We start from the raw sequence: 22,085 nt of genomic DNA, 5'->3' as shown, positions 1-22,085 counted from the left end.
AATTATGACAACGAGCATCGCAACAATAGACGAATATATCAATCAATTTGACGGGGAGAAAAAAGAATATCTGATCAAGGTGAGACAGCTTATCGCTGGCCTAGTCCCTCCCGATGCAGATGAAACGATCTCCTATCAAATGCCTACTTTCAGATACAAGGGTAATATCATCCATTTTGCGATGAACAAAAACCATTTGGGCCTATATCCAGGACCTGCTGCTATCGAGCACTTCATTACAGAACTCAAAAATTTTAAAACCACAAAAGGGGCAATACAAATCCCTTTGGATCAACCGATTCCAACACAAATAATTACCGATATTGTCAATTTTAATATTGATACACTTAAAGACAAACAAGGCCCCAATTGGTACCAAAGCCGAGGGAACTGGCAGGAGGCTGAAGAACTCATGCAAGAGATCATCCAGCAAACTTCCTTAAAAAAGGAATTCAAATGGGGGAGCTATATCTATACGCATAAAGGGAAAAATGTTATTGGTTGGGGCGGCTTTAAAAATTTCTTCTCCCTCTGGTTTTATAATGGTGTATTCTTAACCGATCGGGATAAACATCTCATTAGTGCCTCCGAAGGAAAAACGAAAGCATTACGACAATGGCGCTTTGAAGACGTTAAGGATATGAGTGCCGAAAAAATAGCCGCATATATCCAAGAATCCATCCAAACCATTGACGAGGGAAAAGAGCTCAAGCCAACTAAATCTCCAATGAAGGCCCCTGCTGGTCTATTATTGGAAGCACTGCAGACGGATCCGACCTTCGCAGAAAGTTTCCAGGCTTTAACACCAGGAAAACAGAAAGAATACATCGAGTACATCGATGAGGCCAAGCAAGAAAAAACGAAACAATCCCGTATTGAAAAAATTAAACCGTTGGTCCTCGCTAAAAAAGGCCTGAACGACAAATACAAATAGGTGAACGCTAAAACAAAAAAAGATGAATAATTCAATTATCCCATCCATTTGGTTCGATCAAAACGCGAAGGAAGCCTTTGATCTTTACGCTGGTACCTTCCCTGGAAGCCATATTAGCAACAGCTCTCCCATCGTTGTTGAAGCTGTCCTAAGCGGTGTGAAATTTATTGGAATAAATGGAGGTCCTACATTCAAACCCAACCCATCCATATCATTTATGGTCATTTGCGAAAGCAAAGAGGAAATTGATCGTATCTGGAATTCACTTGCTGTGGAAGGTAACACCTTAATGCCTTTAAACTCCTACCCTTTGAGCCCTTACTACGGCTGGTTGGCCGACAAGTTTAGCGTAAATTGGCAATTATACCTCGGTAAACTGAGCGATACCAACCAACAGGCAATTGTACCTACGCTAATGTATTGCGGAGAGCAACAAGGAAATTGCGAACAAGCACTAGCATTTTATGCAGAATTATTTCATGATTTTCGAAGCAATGGGATCATGAAATACACAGAAGGTGAATATACCGGATCAATCCAACATACCCAATTTTTAGTCCGGGATTTTACACTCATGGCAATGGATAGCGGAGTTCCACAAAATTTCACTTTTAACGAAGGCATTTCACTCACTATTCTATGTAAAGATCAGCAGGAAATTGATTATTTCTGGAATACGATCACGAAGAAAGGCAAAGAGAGCATGTGTGGCTGGTGCAAAGACGAATTCGGTGTAAGCTGGCAGATCGTACCCGAACAAATTGCAACATTACTAAAGCGACCAGGGGCAAATGAAGCGCTCATAAGAATGAAAAAGATCATTATTCAGGAACTCATTGGATAATTTCAAAATAAATCTCAAGCTGAGGGGAACAGCTTTTAAAATAGTATTAAGAAAAAAGGGGATGAATAATCCCCTTTTTATGCTTTCACTTGCAACGCCAGAGCGTATAATTTCATTTGCTTAATCATGGATAGCAAGCCATTTGCCCGAGTTGGTGACAAATGTTCTTTCAGCCCTATTTTATCCACAAAATATAAATCGGCATCAACAATCTCCTTGGCGGTATGTCCAGATAGTACTTTGACCATTAAACTCACCAAGCCTTTTGTGATAATTGCATCGCTATCTGCCGTAAAATACACTTTTCCATCCTTTATTTCCGGAAAAAGCCATACTTTGGACTGACATCCTTTGATGATATATTCATCTGTTTTGTATTGTTCATCAATTAGAGGCACTTCTTTTCCCAGCTGGATGATGTACTCATATTTTTCCATCCAATCCGTAAAGAAAGCAAAATCCTCAATTAATTCATCCTGTATTTCATTAATGGTCATACCTATTTTTTATTAAACCAACATATTGACCGCGCGTTGGATACCGGCGACCAAAATATCTATTTCCTCTTTTGTATTATATACGGCTAAAGAAGCACGAATAGTTCCCGGAATACCGAACCTATCCATGACAGGTTGGGCACAATGATGGCCTGTACGTACAGCGATCCCCAATTTATCCAAGATCACACCAACGTCGTAAGGATGCGTGCCATCAATTACAAATGAAATAACGGAACATTTCTGCTCGGCCGTTCCAATAAACCGCATGCCCGGAATTTCAGCCAACTTCTCCGTAGCGTATTGCAACAAATCATGTTCGTAGGCCTCGATATTTTCCAGACCTATTGAATTGATATAATCGATGGCCTCGTTCAAACAGATACCGGCTTCAATATTAGGCGTACCCGCCTCAAATTTAAAAGGCAATTCATTATAGGTCGTTTTTTCAAAAGTAACCTCTTTAATCATATCTCCACCACCTTGATAAGGTGGCATCGCGTTCAATAGCTCCTCTTTGCCATATAACACTCCTACACCTGTAGGACCGTACATTTTATGTCCGGAAAATACCAGAAAATCTACATCCAGCTTTTGAACATCAATCTGTATATGTTGAACAGCCTGCGCAGCATCGACTAAAACAACAGCACCATGTCCATGAGCAATTGAAATCATCTCACGCACAGGATTGATTGTCCCAAGGGAGTTTGAAACATAGGTTACAGCAACTAATTTGGTTTTCTCATTAAACAAATTGCTGTAGGCATCCATATCAAGCTCACCTTTATCATTCATCGGAATGACCCGAATTTTACAGCCCTTTTCATCACAGAGCATCTGCCAAGGCACAATATTGGAATGGTGTTCCATCGCTGAAATAATAATCTCATCACCCTCGTGAATAAAAGCTCTGCCATAACAAGTGGCAATCAGATTAATTCCATCTGTTGTTCCTTTGGTGATAATGATTTCCTTATCTTCAGCAGCATGGATGAAAGCCTGAACTTTTTTTCGAGTCACCTCAAAAGCGTCCGTCGATATCTGACTAAGATAATGTACGCCCCGATGCACATTACTATTCATATCTGTATAATAATGTACAATCGAATTGATAACAGAACTCGGCTTCTGTGTTGTCGCGCCATTATCCAAATAAACCAATGGTTTACCATTTACTTCTCTCTTAAGAATCGGAAAATCGGCTCGTATTTTATCTATATTAAATTTTTCCAACGTCGTCTAAATAATTTATACAAAGTTAATAGTATTTTATCGAATACAGGACGGTCAATCTGTTTTTTATGTCATTATCAATGTCGGTTTTCCAAGGTATCCTCAGCCAAAAAAGTAATTTTTGGCATTTTAAACAATTATAATTAGCTTTTATAATTTATTGATGCTATTTAGTACCTTTGTAATCATATGCAAGAATTACCTCTAAATTTACCGGAAGGCTCACGTAAAGAAGTGATGACCTATTTGGAACCGTTCATGCTCAATGAGATGAGCGAATACCTGAAGCCTGTTGAAGAGATGTGGCAACCTGCCGATTTTCTTCCAGATTCTTCTAGGGACACTTTTTTTGAGGAAGTAAAAGAGTTGCAGGAAAGTGCAAAAGAGCTCTCTTATGATTTGGTCGCAGTATTGGTTGGAGACACCATCACCGAAGAGGCCCTTCCAACGTACGAATCGTGGTTGACCATGGTAGAAGACGTTGACAAAAACGAGCAAGGTGGATGGATGAAATGGGTACGCGCTTGGACGGCTGAAGAAAACCGTCACGGTGACCTATTGAACAAATACCTTTATTTGTCGGGTAGAATAGACATGCGCCAATTTGAAATGTCTACACAATATCTTATTCAAGACGGTTTTGATATTGGTACTGGTGCAGACCCATACCGGAATTTTATTTATACTTCATTTCAGGAATTAGCGACCAACGTTTCCCATCGTCGTGTATCTGGGCTTTCCAAAAAAAGCGGCGATAAACTTTTGGCAAAAATGTGTGGGGTCATCGCATCTGATGAGGCACGTCATGCTAAAGCTTATATGTCTTTTATTTCAAAAGCAATCACCGTAGACCCGAGTGAAGTCATGATTGCATTTGAGGATATGATGCGTAAAAAAATCGTTATGCCGGCCCAGTTCTTAAGAGAAGCCGGTGAGCCCCAAGGAGAGGCATTTGCACATTTCTCGGACGCAGCCCAACGATTGGGAGTATATACTGCTTTGGACTACGTGGATATCTTGAAAGAGCTGAACAGTGAATGGAAAATAGATCAAGTTAATGGCCTGAATGATAAAGGTGAGAAAGCGAGAGATTATCTACTAAAACTACCAGATCGTTTGGCTAGACTGGCTGATCGGATGAAGGTTCCAGAAAAAGATTATAAATTCAAATGGATTTATTAATATAAAAAAAGCTTGATTTAATAATCAAGCTTTTTTTTATATCAATAACTTTAATGTTTCAAAGTTGCGCACTTTACTTTACATTCCCCATCAATTTACGTACAACAGGAGATAAGGCTATAAGCACCACACCAGCAATCAAAGAATACAAGCCCAATTGTTTATAACTCTCCGTATAAGTCACCAGTTTATCCGCCAATGAACTTCCTTCCTTAGCTTCAGCCATACTAGCACCAATCAAGCCTGCTACGTATTGACCGTAAGCACTTGCCAAGAACCACATGCCCATCATGATACCTTGTAATCTTGCTGGAGACAATTTCGTCATAATGGAAAGACCAATTGGTGATAGACAAAGCTCCCCAACGGTAATCACAAGCAGTGCCAGAGTAAAGACATCCAATGAGGTCATACCATCGTGAGCAAATAAACGCGTAGCAAATAGGACATAATAACCTAATCCCAAGAAAACAAAGCCAAGACCAAACTTAATAATGGTATTTGGCTCAAGTTTACGTTTGCCCAGCCAAATCCAAAAAAGACCAAAAAGAGGTGCTAATGCAATAATAAATAATGCTCCACCTGAATTGTTAACGCCATTTGGATCGAGCGTCATAACGCCCAATAAGGAATCATTCAAATGCTTAGCAGCAAAGATGCTTAAGGAACCGCCACTTTGCTCATATATACCCCAAAAAATAATCGAGAAAAGGATAAACACCAGCGCGGCAATTAATTTATTCCGCTCTTCAGCAGTCACTTTAGACATTTCATAAAAAAGATATAACAGCGTCAATGGGCCGATCGTGTACATAAAATAGTCTGTATACTGCGTTTTTGACACCATGATCTGAATAATAGGGATAAAAATCAACGTGGCAATATATACGGCATATTCTACCCATTTCGGTAATGCTTTCGTCTTTACTATGGCCTCAGGATCCCCAGGTTGAAGTCCAATTGGTCCTAAATGCCTTTTGGTAAAGTGAAAATTCACTAAACTAACCAACATGCCTACCGCCGCCAAACCAAAAGCAACATTCCAGCGATGTCCCTCAGAAATAATTGACGTCAGCATATATCCTTTACCGATCGCAACACAGATATATCCGCCTAAGAATGCGCCTAAATTTATTCCCGCATAAAACAAGGAAAAGCCGCCATCACGACGAACATCACCTTTTTTATACAGCTCGCCTACCATCGTCGATATGTTGGGTTTAAAGAAACCCGTACCTATAATGATAAATGATAAACCAAAAAAGAAATATTTATGCGGATCTGCTGCAAGAAATAAGCTTCCTACGATCATCAATAAGCCACCCCAGAATAAAGACTTTCTGAAACCAAGAATTTTGTCTGCAAACAGCCCTCCTATGAATGTAAACGCATATACAAATGCTTGTGTCGCTCCATACTGTAAATTGGCATCCTTTTCAGCAAAGTTTAGCTGTGTGATCATAAAGAACACCAACATCCCGCGCATACCATAGAAACAGAATCTTTCCCACATCTCGGAAAAAAACAAACTCCAGATTTGCTTTGGGTACTTCCCGTCAAAATTTTGAATCTCTTCTAGCGATTCCCTTGTACTAACCTCCATACTAATTTATATTAATCAAAAAAGCTTCTTTCGCAAAAGAAGCTTATATATTTGTTATTTAATTCCGTGCATCAATCGTTTAATCAATGGATTAAACAGCATTACTAACAGGCCTGCTAAGGCAGGAATTGCTGTAAATAAGAAGAAGAAATAACTCAAGGAGTGCTCCTCCTGAATTGTTTCCACTTGTCCGCCCAATACCGCTGCAACCTTCTGTGCAATAGCAATCGCCAAATACCATATTCCAAACATAAATGCGAGCATGCGAGCCGGCACCAATTTGGATACGTAAGAAAGACCTACCGGCGAAATAAATAATTCGCCCAATGTATGGAACAAATAGGTCAGCACCAAAAATACCATCGAGATTTTAGCCCCTTGGCTTATCCCCATAGATCCCAACCCGATAATAAAAAATCCTATCGCAACCAAAATCAAACCAAAGCCATATTTAAAGGCTGCCGATGGGTTATATTTGGACTCCCAAATTTTGGATACCGAGGAGGCAAGTGCAATGATAAAAAATGAGTTTAGGATCGAAAACCAGGAGACTTTAATTTCTGATGCTTCTTTATTGAATTCATTGTACAACATCCAGATTACTGCTCCCCAGATCAACCCAAAACAGATAAACAATACGATATTTGAAATGGCAATTTTGTTCCAGGTTACTTTTGCCAATTTAATCAGAACCCAAGAGATAATCGAAAGCGGTACAATCGTCAATAAACCATTTACCACATTAAAGGTCGTCAATGCAGCACCAGTAAGTGATCTATCAATATTATCTCTCGCCACAAGAACCAACGAAGTTGCCCCCTGCTCAAAGCTCATAAAAAAGAAGACCAAGAAAAACGCTAGCAACACGACCGCAAACATCCGATCCCTTACAACCTTATCATAACGCAAAATCCGTGTCACAATAAGATATATGAAGAGAATTAACGCCACAATGACCATAATATATTGACCTCTAAGAAACGGTGTATCCAAACCAGAAAACACATCAACAATACCATTCTTAGACAAAGGGTCATTGAAAGCATATACGAAACCGATAATAGAAACTATCGCGATCAATACATAATCCCGTATGGTAAATGGATTTCTGGTATCGGTATCCTCAGCGATAACTTGGTGTTCCCCTGAGGTCGACTTAGTTAAAACACCCAGATTTCCCATGAGCGGTTTTGCGAAAACAAACTGCAGTGTTCCCAAAAGCATAAAGATACCAGCCAAGCCGAATCCCCAATGCCAACCATACGTTTCGGCTATATATCCACATAGCATCATGCCAAAGAAAGCACCAGCATTGACCCCCATGTAGAATATGGTATAAGCTCCATCTTTTTTCTCTGGTAGATCTTTATACATTTCACCTAAGATAGAAGGCATATTGGGTTTGAAAAAACCTGTTCCAATAACTAAACAGATCAAACCCAGAAAAAACATAATGGAAGTATCAAAGGCCATGGCAGCATGTCCAAGCGTCATAATCGCCGAACCGATGATCACAGCTTTCCGTGATCCAATATATTTATCCGCTATAATCCCTCCTAGAATAGGAGTTAAATAGAGCATCATGGCATAGGTTCCATAAAGTGCTCCCGCTTGTTGTGCAGTCCAGGACCATCCCGAGAAAGGACTACCTTGAATAACTGCAGCAGTTAAAAACTGCATTAAGAGTACACGCATCCCGTAGAACGAAAAACGTTCCCACATTTCAGTAAAGAAAAGGACAAAGAGTCCTGAACGCTGTCCCAATACATTTGACTTAAAAAAATCAGTCGACGGGCTATTCGTTATATCCCCGTTTAATCTCCCCATAAATAATTAACCTTTATTTTTTGATAAAATACTTACAAAGAAACAAAAACAAAATCACTTTTGACCAAAATAAAGTTGCATAAACAAAAAAAGGCAACCCATTTGGATTGCCTTTTCGGTAACATTTTTAATATGCCTTATCTTTTGTGCAATTGCTCATAAAGATCAATAACCTTTTTCTGCAATTCAATTACTTCGCCATCGCGTTGTTGTAATTTTTGCGTCAAAGCATTCACCTCGTTTACATACTCTTTATCTTCTTCAGAATCTGAAGTAGATAAAAGTTGAACAACTGTCAAATTGAATAATTTTGAGATTTGATTCAGGCGAGACAAATTCACATCTGTAATCCCTGTTTCAATTTTAGAAAATGCTGGGATTGAGATATCCAATCGTTTTGCAACATCCTCTTGACTCCACCCCTTTTGGTGTCTAAGTAATCTGATTTTTTTTCCTAATGCATTCATCTGGTAGATATTTTAAACAAAAATAATAAATTACAATTTAATTTACATTAAATTATAATTTTTTCTCTAAAAATCTCTAAAAAACCGATCAGCCAGCACAGACAAATTAACCCCATTATAATTATTTAAACTCATAAGAAGTAAATTGTAACCTTTTGATTTGACACCATCTAAAAATGAATAGAGCCCATCCAAACTCACAACAACCTCTAAATCAGGGTTATTAAAATTATTCTTAATATTATTGGGGACACTTTCGATATCTTTATTAAGTTCTTTACAGGAATTTATATTCACGTAGACCACAGAGACATCCGACTCTTTCATTGAGTTTGCATATTGTAACAAAAACGATGAATCTAAACTATCATACGAGTTTAATTCGATAATTGTAACCAATTTCTGATTAGGAAATTGCTCTTTCACGGCGTGAATACTTGACTTCACTTTATCCGCATTACAGGCATAATCCTGATAAACCACAGATCCTTCCGAGCTTGCAACAAACTCCAAATAACGAATCGAAGTATTAAAACTTTTTATGGCCTCAAAGAACTCTTTCTTTTTGATCCCCAACCATTCGCAGATCGTATACGCCCCAGCAATATTAGATAGGTTGTGCTTACCAAACACTTGCAATGGAACGTCGCCATCCGGTGTATTGATGTAAGTCACCCCTTTATTAATTGTATAATCAGGAATCTTATAGCCATGTCTATTGATCTTACAATCTTTTGTATCTTGAAGAACCTTCTGTAACACAACATCTTCCTTATTATAAATTAAGGTACCTTTAGGCGGAATTGAGTCAATAAAATCTTCAAATTGTTTAATATATTCCTCTTGAGATATTTTTGAGTTAAACTCATTCCATACAATACCCGAAATTAACGCTATATTCGGTTTATAATACAAAAATTTGGACTTCGGATCAATCTTAGATGAAACATATTCATCTCCTTCGATAATAATAATCTTATTATGCTTAGTAATATCGACCAACTTATCAAAGCCTCTTAATTGAGCTCCTACCAAATAGTCAAATTCTTTTCCTAGAAATCGCATAACATGCATCACCATGCTCGTTATGGTTGTCTTACCGTAACTTCCAGCGATAACCACCCGGATTTTATCCTGCGAAAGCTCTTGTATAAATTCTGGAAAAGAATAAATTTTAAGACCTAATTCCTGGGCCCGCTTTAATTCAGGATTATCTGCCTGGGCATGAGCGCCCAAGATCACAGCATCAATATCCTCCGTTACTTTTTCTTCAAACCACCCCAATTGATTAGGAAGCAATCCTGCTTCAATCAAATGAGAACGGGAGGGCTCTACGATCTGATCGTCAGAACCGGTCACTTGATGCCCTTGTTTTGCCAATGAAATAGCAAGGTTATGCATCACACTACCACCTATTGCTATAAAATGAATCCGCATAGCTAAATTATCGCTTCACAAACTTGGCTGCACACCAATTATTTAAAACTTTATTGGAGATAAACTCAAAACCCAATGCGGTCGCCGCATCGCTTAAGATTGCTAAATCTTCCTGCTCATAGAAACCACTTAGGTACAGCTCACCCCCTGTACGAATGCTCAAGGCATACTGAGGTAATTGTTCTAAAAGAATGTTACGGTTAATATTTGCCAAAATCACATCAAAGACCCGACCGGCCAAAACTTCGTAAGATCCACAGAGCGCTTCGATATGCTCAACATGATTGAGTGCCCTATTTTCGATTACACTTTCAACACATATCTCATCATAATCCACAGCCAATACAGCTTTCGCGCCTTTTTTTGATGCTAAAATGGCCAGTATCCCTGTACCGCAGCCCATGTCCAAAACCTGCTTGCCCATAAAATCATTCTCCAAAATATACTGAAGCATCATCGAAGTTGTTTGATGATGGCCGGTGCCAAAAGACATCTTCGGATCTATAATGATTTCATAGGGAAACTCAGGTTTGGCCTCATGAAAAGTTGCACGCACATAGCATTGCCCTCCTACCTCTATTGGGTTGAAATTGCTTTCCCACAATTTATTCCAATTCTGATTTTCTATTTCCTGTATCTTATAATCGACCTCCAGGCCTTCATAAGGTTGAAGCATCAGCGTTTCTAATGCTTGCAAGTCAAGATTTGCAGCTGAAATATAAGCTGCAAATCCAGATTCGGTATCCTCAAAAGTATCAAAGCCAATATCAGCCAAATCAGATATCAACAAATCCTTCTGCCATTCTTCACCTGATCGCATTTGAAAGATAACCTCTACGTATTTCATTTCTAAAAATTAGCCGTTAAATACTTTAGCGATATCAATAAAATCTCTCGATTTTAAAGAAGCACCTCCAATCAAACCACCATCGATGTCGGCTTGAGCAAACAAATCTTTTGCATTACCTGGATTACAAGACCCTCCATATAGAATACTTGTATTATCAGCAATCTCCTGACCATATTGATCAGCTAACACCTCACGAATAAATTTATGAACCTCCTGTGCTTGCTCAGGGCTAGCTGTCAAGCCAGTACCAATTGCCCAAACTGGTTCATATGCCAACACCACAGCTGCAAAAGCTTCTTTAGACAAGTGGAACAATCCATCTGTCAATTGTGTTTTGATCACATCAAAGAAAGCTCCAGATTCGCGTTCCTCTCTTGTTTCTCCAATACAGAATATTGGGGTTAAATCATGCTTTAATGCAATATCCACTTTAGATGCCAACAATGCATCAGTTTCACCAAAATAAGCACGTCTTTCAGAGTGACCTAAAATAACATGTGAAGCACCTACTGATTTTACTTGTGAAGCCGAAATCTCACCTGTATAAGCACCCGACTCCGCTTGGTGAATATTCTGAGCACCAATATTTACATTCGCGACATTTTTAGACAGTTGCCCAAGACTTGACAAATGAATAAATGGACTACAAACAACCAATTCCTGGTTTCCAATCACTTCATCTTTGGCCATATTGATAATTTCAGAAAACAAGCTCAATCCTGATTGATAGTCTAAATTCATTTTCCAATTACCAGCTACGATTTTTTTACGCATGATTTTACGATTTAATTATATTTTTTGTTAAGTTGATTCAATTTATCTTTAATCTGCTCCGTGAGCTCTTCCCCTTTTGATGCATACAGCGTCTCCAGATATGCCATAAACTTATCAAATTCATAAGTCTGAGCACCTCCGTCAAACACCCAAGCAAATGACGGTACAAATTTAGCATAAAAACTTGTATCTGCTAGCATGCTTGCAATTCCAATTACTGTTCCTGTATTTAAAGCCGAATTGATGCCAAGGCGAGTATAGTCTCCAATAAAGGCACCGCATTTTAAAAGACCTGTATCCCGAACACTATCTAATGCATAATCGTAAATTGAAACAGTCTTTAAGTTATTCTTCAAATTGGAATTAGAGGTACCAGCTCCTAAATTACACCAATCTCCTATTACCGAGCACCCTAGATAACCATGATGCCCCTTGGCCGAAAAATCACCAATGACCGAATTCCCGATCTCTCCCCCAATAACACTCTGCTTCCCTACCGAAACATTCCCATAAATCGTAGCGCCCATTTTTACAACGGCTCCTTTACCAAGATATAATGGACCACGCAAATGCGCGCCCTCCATAATTGTAACATCTTCATCGATATATATGGGACCTTGTAGGGTATTGAGCGTAGCACATTCCATGCTAACGCGATCAGCTACATAAAGATCATTACCCAACAATTGATTTGTTCCAGATATACTGGACGACTGAACACTTTGTACCAGATGATTGAAATCATGTGTTATTTCAGTTCCTGTGAGCAAAAACAGATCTTCTATCCCTTTTAATAGATCAACGGATATATCAACCTCTTGCACACGATAAGAGTCTATATGTGTATAACAACAAGCTAAAACGTATCCGTCCTGTACAAGGACCTCTCCTACACGCAAGCGCTGTAGAAGCTGTAATAAGGCTACTGACGGAATAACGTTCTCAGACACCCATATAAGCCCCTCCTTATCCGCATCGTTGGCAACATAGTGTACATCAAATTTTAAAGCTAATTTTCGCCATTTCTCCCGTAAAGTCAGTATACCAACCCTAAGGTCCAAACAAGATTTCACGAAAGTAAATGGATAAAGACCCTTTCTATCAAAAGTAGTTAATGGGGAGCTAAGCTTATCCAACAATTGGATCGAATCAAAGCAATCTGTAAAGAAGATTTTCACAAATTAAAAATAACAAAAAAAACCCGACAAATTATATTTATCGAGTTCTTAATATTGTAATATACAGATCTGCTACAATTATTTTTTGTTGTAACGGTTACGGAATTTGTCGATACGACCAGCAGTATCAACCAATTTCATTTTACCTGTATAGAAAGGGTGTGATGTATGAGAAATCTCTAATTTTACAACTGGATACTCATTTCCGTCTTCCCATGTAATAGTCTCTTTTGTATCAACACAAGATTTTGTAATAAAAGCATAGTCATTTGACATATCTTTAAATACAACTAATCTGTAATTTGAAGGATGCAAATCTTTTTTCATTATTATTATGATTACGTATATTCAATTATTGAGGTGCAAAGATAACTTATAAAAATGTAACTTACAACAATTACGAAGAATAATTAGTTGAAATTTTCCACATTTTAGTTAACAACACTTATCAAGGGCACAAATGTAACAATCTTTATCCTAACCAAAGAATAATTTTGTTTATCGACTTTTTTACCTAACTTAACTTACTACAATTAAATCACTTACATAATTATGAGCAAATTAGATGAAAAAATTGCTGCATATGTTGCAGAATCAAAAGAGCTAGGCTTATCATTAGATGAAGCATTTATTGCAAAAGTAACAAAAGGAATAGGACCTTCCATTTACAATGCAGACTCGGAAACCATTGCTGCATCAGATCCCGAAGAACTTAACCGTGTCAAACAAAACTTTTTGATCAAAAAATTAGGCCTAAAAGATGGCCCTGATTTAGACAAGGCACTAGAGGAAGTGATTACCGCTATTGGCAAATCCAATAAAAATAAATACCGTGTATTAGTATATGCTTTATTGGCAAAGAAATTCAAAAAAGAATTTGTTTACCAATAAGCATCACCTTTTTTCACTCAACTCCTAACCAAAGACCATTTCTCCAAAAAACTCAGGGAGATGGAAATTAGGAGTTGGGTTTTCTATTTTATTCCAAGATATAAAATGTGGTTGTTTGAGATGATCACCACATTTGTAAAAATTCCCATGTATCCGTTTACCTTTCAGGTCTACAACATCGTCAAACTGAAATACAGCAAGTGGAATGACCTCAATCATACTCCATCGCTTATCGGAACCATTACGCTCAATTAAAGAGTAAGTACGCACCTGTTCTATTGTTGTACTATCCAATCGATTTCTATTTGCCTTTTCGGCCGGACCATAACCGATCAAGCCTGTTCCAATTAGATTAAATTCCAGGTTATAATAATGTTCGCGTCCATCAAAAGAAATAAAGAACTCCACACAGCTATCTTCCCATACATTTTGATTTGTTTCGGAATAATTACCCCGAAGTTGTTCTTCGACGACATCATATTGCAACACAAGATACTCCTGGGTATAGCCAATCTTAAATTGTACCTCAGGTTTATACGGGAAAGATTCGCTCCAGTTATTAAACTCCAGCGAATGTGATTCAAAATTGCTCAAGAGCTTCGACAAAGTATGATAATCAAGTGTATTGGCCAGCTCCGCTGCGATAGGCAAAATGGTTAGTTTTTTCATTCGAATATTTTTTTACAGAAAAAAGAAGCTTCATCTACGCGATGGAAGCTTCTCAATAGGATTAAAGGTATAAAATTGTTAAATGCAATCAAAAACTACCTTCCGCATAAATGCTTCATTCTTTTCCATCTCTTCAACCAATTTCAATTGCGTATTTGTACGCACCAGATTATGGTCATCATATTTAGTCTTGTAGTAATGATCTCCTTCCAAATAGTCCGTTAAGAAACGTACTCCTTGCATATAGGGCAATAAGAAGGCCCCATCGACTAATGTTTCTTTCTCTAAAGTTGTCAAGAAGTCATTAGCTTCCTTCAAATAACCTTCGGCATAGGCCTTATATAAGGCAAGATTTAGCAGAATTTTCGAAACATCCATCTCATCTTCAGCAACAGGGTTAATAATCGTCCGAATCGCATCTCCAAAATCGTATGCCACATAGCCTGGCATAACTGTATCCAAATCGATCACACATTGCATCTTATCGTGGCGATCTAAGAGCACATTATTAAACTTGGTATCATTATGTGTAATGCGCAGTGGAAGCTCCCCCTTGTTACCAAGTTCAAGAATGGTTTTCATTCGATCTTCACGACTAAAGATAAAATCCAATTTGTCCTTTACCGACGCTACACGTTGGCACACATCTTTAGCGATTGCTTTTCGAAGATTTTCAAGTCTAAACTCTATATTATGAAAGTTGGGAAGTACTTCAACGATCAACGAAGCATCTAAATCCGACAGCTGTTTTTGAAACAACCCAAAAGCACGGCCACCTTCGGCTGCTTGGACTTCAGTCTCTACAATATCATAGCTTTTCGTATCCTCTATGAGAATAAACATGCGCCAATAATTATCCTGACTATCTTTTATATATAATTCCCCACCTTTTGTAGGAACAATTGTCAATACATGATCGCTGATTCTTTTTCCTTCAGCGACTTTAACTTTTTTGCTAAGATGCTTGGTGACAATCTCAATATTATGCATTAATCCATCCACGTTCGGAAAAACATGGTGATTAATACGTTGTAATAAATGCGATATACCGCTATCTACAGTAGTAACTACACGATAGGTATCATTGATATGACCAGAACCAAACGGTTGCACTGAAATGATATCTCCTTCTAATGTGAATTGTTTTGCTGCGCTCTCTACTACTAATTGGTTAAAATCAGACATTAAACTATGTTTTTTAAATCATCAATGTGCTTGCAATATCACAAATTGAATTAATAAATGATAATTTTTATTTCAATCAAACGTTTGCATGAAATTTAATAAAATTAAGCAAACGTTTGCACTTTCATTTATCCCAAATGAAATAATATATTTGTTAATAGTACCCAGTCTCAAAGACTGTTTTCAAACAAGTAAATAACTAATATACAAACTCCTTATATCTCAAAACAATGGATAGAAGAAATTTCATAAAATCGACTGCCATCACTACAGCTGGAATCGGTGTCCTTTCAAGTACAGAATTATTTGCCCAAACAAATGGCAAGATAAAAATCGGTTTTATTGGTGTGGGTCTTAGAGGACGTAATCACGTTCAAATTGCCCTAAACAGAGATGATTTAGAAATTGTGGCTGTCTGTGACACCCAAGAAGAATCTCTAGCACAATGCCGTAAACAATTCAACGCAAAAAGCACCAAACTTCCAAAAGAATATACTGGTGGCGTTGATGCTTACAAAAAGATGTTAAGCAATGAAAAATTAGATGCTGTCATTATTGCAACACCTTGGCAATTCCACAAAAACCAAGCTATTGACGCAATGAAAGCTGGACTATACGTAGGTTGCGAGGTTATAGCAGGTCTAACGCTACAAGATCACTGGGATATTGTGAAAGTATCCGAAGAAACCGGAAAGCCTTACATGACCCTAGAAAATGTGGCATTCCGTCGTGACGTACTTGCTGTATTGAATATGCACAGACAAGGACTATTTGGTGAATTGTTGCACCTGGAAGGCGGTTATCAACACGATTTACGCGAAGTATTATTCAATGACGGAAAAGCGTATTATGGCCATGGCGTTGAATATGGCCCGAAAGCGATTTCTGAGGCACAATGGCGTACACAGTTCAATATCGATCAAGATGGTGATCTATATCCTACCCACGGTTTAGGTCCAATTATGCAATTTGCAGATATCAACAAGGGTAACAGATTCACCCATATCACTTCGTACTCAAGTAAAGCCCGTGGATTGGCAGCCTATGTCAATAAAGTTTCCCCAGGACACCCCAACGGTAAGATCAATTACAAAAATGGTGATATCACACAAACGATGTTACAATGTGCAAATGGAGAAACCATGTTATTAACGCATGATACACACTTGCCAAGACCTTACTCTATCGGCTTCCGCGTACAAGGAACAGATGGTATTTGGATGGATGTTGCAAAAGGTATTCACATCGAGGGTAAATCCAAACCACACACGTGGGATTCTGCAGATGAATGGGTAAAGAAATACGATCACCCAATCTGGCAAAAATATGAAGCGGTAGCAAATGGTTCTGGTCATGGTGGCATGGACTGGTTTGTATTCAATGCTTTCATTCAGGCAGTAAAACAAAAGGTACAGACGCCAATTGACGTATATGATTCAGTAACCATGAGTGCTGTATTCCCATTATCTACCGAGTCTATTGCAAAAGGAAACAAAACGTTGGAATTCCCTGATTTTACAAAAGGAAAATGGAAAACCAAGAAAAATACTTTTATGTTAGATGACAGTGGAATGTAATTGAAAAAACATTCTTATTATTATAAAAGCCGTATTGAAAGATATACGGCTTTTTTTATGGATGCTTGACATAATCATAATAATCCTACTTTTTAGCTGGTCTTTTCCGTAAATTAGCACTAGCAAACAACTTTTTCAACTCATTATGCTTACCGAAGCAATTATTATTTTAGTCCTGATTATTCTAAACGGAATACTATCGGCATCAGAAATATCCATCGTATCCAGCAGAAAGGCAAGGCTACAGGCTGAAAGCGATAAAAACAATGCGGCAGCCAAAATAGCGCTAAACCTAAAAGAATCGCCCAACAACTTTCTATCCACTGTACAAATAGGCATTACCCTTATCGGCATTCTAACCGGTTTTTTTTCTGGTGGTAGTATTTCCACATATCTAGTCGGCATATTTAATAAATCCAGTATTATAGCCCCCTATAGCGAACAGCTCGCTGTAATCATTGTCGTCTTTATCATCACCTACTTTTCGTTGGTGCTTGGTGAATTAGTCCCCAAACGTATCGGTATGGCTATTCCGGAGAAGTATGCCATGCTAATCGCTTACCCGATGAACCTGCTCAGCAAAATCGTACGACCATTTGTATGGCTACTCAGTATGTCGACAGAGTTTATTGTCAAAATACTCAATATCAAGAGTAGCGGCAATAGTGTCACGGAAGAAGAAATTAAGGCGCTAGTAGACGAAGGTGTCGACAGTGGTGTCATCGAAGGTATTGAGCACGATATCGTCGATCGTCTATTGAGTTTAGGGGACAAAAAGGCGGTCAACCTAATGACTCACCGCAAAAACATTGTTTTTTTGGATCTGGAAGATTCTTTTGAAGAAAACAGAAAGATCATACTGGACAACAATCATTCCATCTACCCGGTCTGTGAAGGTGGACTCGACAATATTAAAGGTGTTGTTCATGTAAAGTCTTTACTACGACAATGCCTCCAAAACGAACCATTTGATCTAAGAACGCTCATGTTACCCATCAAATTTGTGAACGAATTTAGCTCATCTTATAGCATCATGAATACCCTGCGCACCTCCAGTATACATCAGGCGGTTGTCATTGATGAATATGGTTCGCCACAGGGAATTATTACGTTACGGGATATCGTTGGCGATTTGGTAGGGAACATCACAGAAAGCGACCTAAGTGCCCGACCGACAATACGTCAATTGGAAAACGGCGATTATGTTGTCGACGGACAATATCAGATCGAGGACCTTTTGGATGAATTTGAAATCGGTCTTTCTAAGGAAGACGAAGATGAGATCAACAATGTAACTACTGTAGGAGGCCTAGTGTTCCTAAGATTAGATCACGTGCCCGAAGAAGGCGAACGTGTCCGATTTAAAAATCTAGTTTTCGAAGTGCTTGATATGGATGGCCACCGCATCGATAAACTACTTTTGAAAGTGGAGGAATAAAAGAATATAAAAAGCGGTTGGTTGATCGATATACTGATCAGCCAACCGCTTTTATATGCTCACCTTCTACAACAATTTAGTTGATGCCGTGCATCATTTTTTTCAATAAGGGGTTAAAGATGATCAACAACAATGCAGTAACTCCCGGAACTATTGCAAATATCATAAAGAAGTAAGACATCGAATGTTCTTCTGTAATGCGATCAATGTATGACCCTAAAAATCCACCGATAAAATTGGCAATAGCCGAAGCACAGAACCAACAACCGAAAAGAAGTCCCAAAAATTTCTTTGGAGAAAGCTTACTGACATAAGACAAACCAACAGGTGACAAACAAAGCTCTCCTGCAGAATGGAAAAAATAGGTGATTACAAGCCAAATCATACTGACAGAGGCTCTCTTGGCACCTTGGGGAATTTCACTCGCCCCATAAGCCAATGCTGCAAATCCGATACCTACTAATATTAAGCCCAATGCAAACTTAACAGGACCAGACGGATTCCATATTTTTTCCCAGAATTTACTAAATGACGATGCCAGTGAAATGATAAAAAATGCATTCAAAATCTGAAACCATGAAGCGCCGACTTCTGATCCAGTTATTCCTATTTCTCTAAAGACTTTCCAAAGTCCCAAACACCAAATTATACCAAACGAAATACCAGTAAATAAAATCGTTAATGGATATTGTTTATATATCTTTCTAGCCAATGCTGTTAAAACAATTGTGACTATAACAATAGGCACAATGGTCAAAATAGTATCAATCCATTTAAACGTCACCGCCGAACTTCCAGACAGAACCCTTTGCGTATAGTCCTTGGCAAAGATTGACATCGATCCTCCTGCCTGTTCAAAAGACAGAAAGAAAACTACACTAGCCAACATGAATATGGTGACGACGATCAATCTATCTCGCACAACATGTGCTGGAATGACCTCTTCCTTTTCTTCGTGATTCTTGATCTTTTTTTCATGGTAAGCCCGAAGTGCTTTAGGAGAATCTCCGATGATACCAAATATCTTTTGTCCAAAATAGAATTGCAACATACCAAAGAACATAAACACTCCAGCAAGTCCGAATCCATAATGCCAACCGATCTTCTCACCAATGTAACCACATAATAGCATTCCTAAAAATGATCCGGCATTGATTCCCATATAAAATATGGTATAACCAGCGTCCTTTTTAGGACTTTGATCTGGGTAGAGATTTCCCACCATGGAAGAAATATTAGGTTTAAACATCCCGTTTCCTAGGATCATTAAGACAAGACCTAAATAAAAGAAATTTGAATTTACGCCCTCAAATGCCATAGACAAATGCCCCAAGGTCATGACCAAAGCACCGATCAAAATTGCCTTTTTAAAACCGGTTAGCTTATCCGCTATCATTCCACCGATCAATGGTGTCAAATAGACGAAACCAGTATACAAACCGTAAAGTTTCATGGCCCGTTCATTACTCCATTCCCATCCTCCATCAGCAATGGAACTTATTAAAAATAAGGTCAACAATGCCCGCATACCGTAGTAGCTAAACCGCTCCCACATCTCTGTAAAGAATAGCACAAATAATCCGGCAGGATGTCCATTTACCATCTTGTCATCGATCCCCTGCTTAGCAAGATGCGCTACAAGAACTTGATCTTTTTCTTGATTCATATAATTTCAATAATTGTTTTATAACTCAGGTTTTGTTTTTATTTTGATAAAAATCGCTTGAAGATACACTATTTTTCTATGAATTAATCAATTCCATGCATCATCTTTTTTATTTTTTTGTTGCCTAGAATAAGAAATACAGCAGCCACCATAGGGATCACTGTAAACACAGCAAAGAAGTAAGACATCGAATGAGATTCAGTAATCTTATCAATATACGACCCAATAAAGCCCCCTATAAAATTAGCTATGGCATTGGCACAAAACCAAAAACCAAACAATAACCCCAGGAATTTTTTGGGCGATAGTTTACTGACATAAGAAAGTCCAACCGGACCAATACACAATTCGCCCACTGTATGAAAAAAGTATGCCAATACCAGCCATATCATACTAACAGAGGCCGTCCTTGCACCGGTAGGAATCTCGGAGCTTCCAATAGATAGTGCCGCAAAACCAACTCCAACCAGTGTCAGTCCCATTGCAAACTTAATTGGACCAGAAGGATTCCATACTTTCTCCCAGATCTTACTAAATGATGTAGCCAGCGTAATGATAAAGAAAGAATTTAACATCGGAAACCAGGATACAGTAACTTCCGAATTCATACCATAATATTCCCGATAAACCTTCCAAAGACACAAGGACCAGATGATCACAAAAGAAATGCTCGAAAAAAGTATAATCATCGGGTATTTGCGTATGATTTTCTTCGCTAAAACAAACAATACCCCAGTAATTACCACAATCGGCAAAACCGTCAATGCAGCGTCGAACCATTTAAATAAAACCGCCACGTCACCACTCAATACCCGCTGTGTATAATTTTTTGCAAAGATCGTCATCGAGCCACCCGCTTGTTCAAAAGCTAAATGGAAGACAATACTTGACAACATAAAAATGGCTATTACAAGCAAACGATCACGCACAATATGTTGCGGATTTTCTTCTTGACCCGCTGCAATATCGGTTAGCTCTTCTTGTTTCTCGGGTGTATTGCCAATCTTTCCGAAGATGCGCTGCGCAAAATAAAATTGCAACATTCCCAAAAACATAAATATTCCGGCAAGCCCAAAACCATAATGCCAGCCGATCTTCTCACCAATATAGCCGCATAGCATCATACCCAAAAATGCCCCTCCATTGATACCCATATAAAAAATGGTATACCCCGCATCCTTTTTACCGCCTTTATCTGGATATAATTTTCCTACCATCGAAGAAATATTGGGTTTGAACAGACCATTTCCCAAAACAATCAGCACCAACCCTGCCAAAAAAAAGCTTTTATTAAATCCCTCTAAAGCCATAGCGATATGCCCGAGAGTCATAATTATAGCCCCCACCATAATGGATTTTTTATATCCTGTAAGACGGTCGGCTATAATCCCGCCGAACAAGGGCGTTAAAAACACCATCCCGGTGTACAAACCGTAAAGCTTCATCGCTTCGGAGTTGGTCCAGCCCCATCCTTGTTGGGCGATGGTAGAAACCAGAAAATTCACCAACAGCGCCCGCATACCATAGTAGCTAAAACGCTCCCACATCTCTGTGAAGAATAATACGAACAAGCCGGCTGGATGCCCTTGTACCAATACATGTTCCGCCCCTACTTTTTGCAAATGGGTTTCAAGAACAGCATTTTTTTCAAAATTCATGTTTTTTTAGTCGTTATTTTTCAAAATAAGGTAGTGCGATTTCCATTTATAAGTATACCATCAGTAAATGGAAAAATCCGATGGTCCTCTACACCAAGAAAGTAGTTATTCACTCATCTTCATATACTCAAGCAAGATAGTGAAGATTTTAATAGGTTTCTAACAAATGGAC

Annotated in this window: 20 protein-coding genes; 6 read left to right on the top strand and 14 right to left on the bottom strand. The window is 38.5% G+C overall.

All coding sequences use genetic code 11. The annotated features are described in order from the left end of the window. Positions 1 to 4: 4 nt before the first annotated feature. Both B3297_RS01240 and B3297_RS01235 read left to right on the top strand, forming a co-directional pair. Complete coding sequence (locus B3297_RS01240; protein ID WP_286778289.1) at positions 5 to 934, top strand: DUF1801 domain-containing protein; 930 nt, start codon at positions 5 to 7, stop codon at positions 932 to 934. Positions 935 to 956: 22 nt separating this feature from the next. Continuing rightward, a complete protein-coding gene (locus tag B3297_RS01235) occupies positions 957 to 1,778 on the top strand; it encodes a VOC family protein (RefSeq protein ID WP_286710428.1) in 822 nt (273 codons plus the stop codon). Between the two features lie 77 nt (positions 1,779 to 1,855). Here the strand turns inward: B3297_RS01235 and B3297_RS01230 are convergent, their stop codons facing one another. Together B3297_RS01230 and B3297_RS01225 are read right to left on the bottom strand one after the other, a co-directional pair. Then, on the bottom strand, positions 1,856 to 2,275 hold the full coding sequence (locus B3297_RS01230; protein ID WP_070566085.1) for a SufE family protein: 420 nt from the start codon (positions 2,273 to 2,275) through the stop codon (positions 1,856 to 1,858). Positions 2,276 to 2,287: 12 nt separating this feature from the next. Next, positions 2,288 to 3,511, bottom strand: coding sequence for a cysteine desulfurase (locus tag B3297_RS01225; RefSeq protein WP_070566087.1), 1,224 nt, complete (start codon positions 3,509 to 3,511; stop codon positions 2,288 to 2,290). 189 nt (positions 3,512 to 3,700) lie between these two features. Here B3297_RS01225 and B3297_RS01220 point away from each other — a divergent pair, with 189 nt between their 5' ends. After that, positions 3,701 to 4,693: an acyl-ACP desaturase gene (locus B3297_RS01220; RefSeq protein WP_070566089.1), complete on the top strand. Its 993-nt coding sequence runs from the start codon at positions 3,701 to 3,703 to the stop codon at positions 4,691 to 4,693. Positions 4,694 to 4,766: 73 nt separating this feature from the next. On the opposite strand, the gene B3297_RS01215 is transcribed toward B3297_RS01220, so the two are convergent. The 8 genes from B3297_RS01215 to B3297_RS01180 form a co-directional block, all read right to left on the bottom strand. Then, positions 4,767 to 6,296, bottom strand: coding sequence for a peptide MFS transporter (locus B3297_RS01215; protein WP_070566091.1), 1,530 nt, complete (start codon positions 6,294 to 6,296; stop codon positions 4,767 to 4,769). A 54-nt stretch (positions 6,297 to 6,350) separates the two neighbouring features. Beyond that, entirely contained in the window at positions 6,351 to 8,123 is a 1,773-nt protein-coding gene (locus B3297_RS01210) for a peptide MFS transporter (RefSeq protein ID WP_070566093.1), read from the bottom strand. Positions 8,124 to 8,260: 137 nt separating this feature from the next. Next, the gene (locus B3297_RS01205) at positions 8,261 to 8,590 is read right to left on the bottom strand and encodes a helix-turn-helix domain-containing protein (protein ID WP_070566095.1); all 330 of its coding nucleotides are present in this window, start codon (positions 8,588 to 8,590) and stop codon (positions 8,261 to 8,263) included. A gap of 66 nt (positions 8,591 to 8,656) precedes the next feature. Then, positions 8,657 to 10,027 (bottom strand): Mur ligase domain-containing protein, encoded by a 1,371-nt coding sequence (locus B3297_RS01200; protein WP_070566097.1) that lies wholly within the window; start codon positions 10,025 to 10,027, stop codon positions 8,657 to 8,659. 7 nt (positions 10,028 to 10,034) lie between these two features. Then, complete coding sequence (gene prmA, locus B3297_RS01195; protein ID WP_070566098.1) at positions 10,035 to 10,874, bottom strand: 50S ribosomal protein L11 methyltransferase; 840 nt, start codon at positions 10,872 to 10,874, stop codon at positions 10,035 to 10,037. A gap of 9 nt (positions 10,875 to 10,883) precedes the next feature. Further along, positions 10,884 to 11,651: a triose-phosphate isomerase gene (tpiA, locus tag B3297_RS01190; RefSeq protein WP_070566100.1), complete on the bottom strand. Its 768-nt coding sequence runs from the start codon at positions 11,649 to 11,651 to the stop codon at positions 10,884 to 10,886. An 11-nt stretch (positions 11,652 to 11,662) separates the two neighbouring features. Beyond that, positions 11,663 to 12,829, bottom strand: coding sequence for a putative sugar nucleotidyl transferase (locus tag B3297_RS01185; RefSeq protein ID WP_286778288.1), 1,167 nt, complete (start codon positions 12,827 to 12,829; stop codon positions 11,663 to 11,665). A gap of 78 nt (positions 12,830 to 12,907) precedes the next feature. Continuing rightward, on the bottom strand, positions 12,908 to 13,156 hold the full coding sequence (locus B3297_RS01180) for a type B 50S ribosomal protein L31 (protein ID WP_046671774.1): 249 nt from the start codon (positions 13,154 to 13,156) through the stop codon (positions 12,908 to 12,910). Positions 13,157 to 13,381: 225 nt separating this feature from the next. On the opposite strand from B3297_RS01180, the gene B3297_RS01175 reads away from it, so the two are divergent. Then, complete coding sequence (locus B3297_RS01175) at positions 13,382 to 13,720, top strand: DUF2853 family protein (protein WP_286778287.1); 339 nt, start codon at positions 13,382 to 13,384, stop codon at positions 13,718 to 13,720. Positions 13,721 to 13,744: 24 nt separating this feature from the next. On the opposite strand, the gene B3297_RS01170 is transcribed toward B3297_RS01175, so the two are convergent. Together B3297_RS01170 and B3297_RS01165 are read right to left on the bottom strand one after the other, a co-directional pair. Beyond that, positions 13,745 to 14,389 carry a carbohydrate-binding family 9-like protein gene (locus tag B3297_RS01170; protein WP_070566104.1) on the bottom strand — a complete coding sequence of 215 codons (645 nt, stop codon included), beginning with the start codon at positions 14,387 to 14,389 and terminating at the stop codon, positions 13,745 to 13,747. 78 nt (positions 14,390 to 14,467) lie between these two features. After that, positions 14,468 to 15,574 (bottom strand): phosphotransferase enzyme family protein, encoded by a 1,107-nt coding sequence (locus B3297_RS01165; RefSeq protein WP_286778286.1) that lies wholly within the window; start codon positions 15,572 to 15,574, stop codon positions 14,468 to 14,470. A gap of 230 nt (positions 15,575 to 15,804) precedes the next feature. Between B3297_RS01165 and B3297_RS01160 the strand changes: the two genes are divergently transcribed. Both B3297_RS01160 and B3297_RS01155 read left to right on the top strand, forming a co-directional pair. Further along, on the top strand, positions 15,805 to 17,151 hold the full coding sequence (locus B3297_RS01160; protein WP_201638675.1) for a Gfo/Idh/MocA family protein: 1,347 nt from the start codon (positions 15,805 to 15,807) through the stop codon (positions 17,149 to 17,151). Between the two features lie 145 nt (positions 17,152 to 17,296). Next, positions 17,297 to 18,589 (top strand): hemolysin family protein, encoded by a 1,293-nt coding sequence (locus B3297_RS01155; RefSeq protein WP_286778285.1) that lies wholly within the window; start codon positions 17,297 to 17,299, stop codon positions 18,587 to 18,589. Between the two features lie 76 nt (positions 18,590 to 18,665). Here the strand turns inward: B3297_RS01155 and B3297_RS01150 are convergent, their stop codons facing one another. Together B3297_RS01150 and B3297_RS01145 are read right to left on the bottom strand one after the other, a co-directional pair. Beyond that, a complete protein-coding gene (locus B3297_RS01150; protein ID WP_286778284.1) occupies positions 18,666 to 20,255 on the bottom strand; it encodes a peptide MFS transporter in 1,590 nt (529 codons plus the stop codon). An 83-nt stretch (positions 20,256 to 20,338) separates the two neighbouring features. Next, positions 20,339 to 21,913 (bottom strand): peptide MFS transporter, encoded by a 1,575-nt coding sequence (locus B3297_RS01145; RefSeq protein ID WP_083295945.1) that lies wholly within the window; start codon positions 21,911 to 21,913, stop codon positions 20,339 to 20,341. Positions 21,914 to 22,085 lie beyond the last annotated feature (172 nt).

It is taken from the genome of Sphingobacterium sp. UBA3519, assembly GCF_002377215.1.
Taxonomy (GTDB): Bacteria; Bacteroidota; Bacteroidia; order Sphingobacteriales; family Sphingobacteriaceae; genus Sphingobacterium; species Sphingobacterium multivorum.
This window is presented reverse-complemented; position numbering and strand designations above follow the sequence as displayed.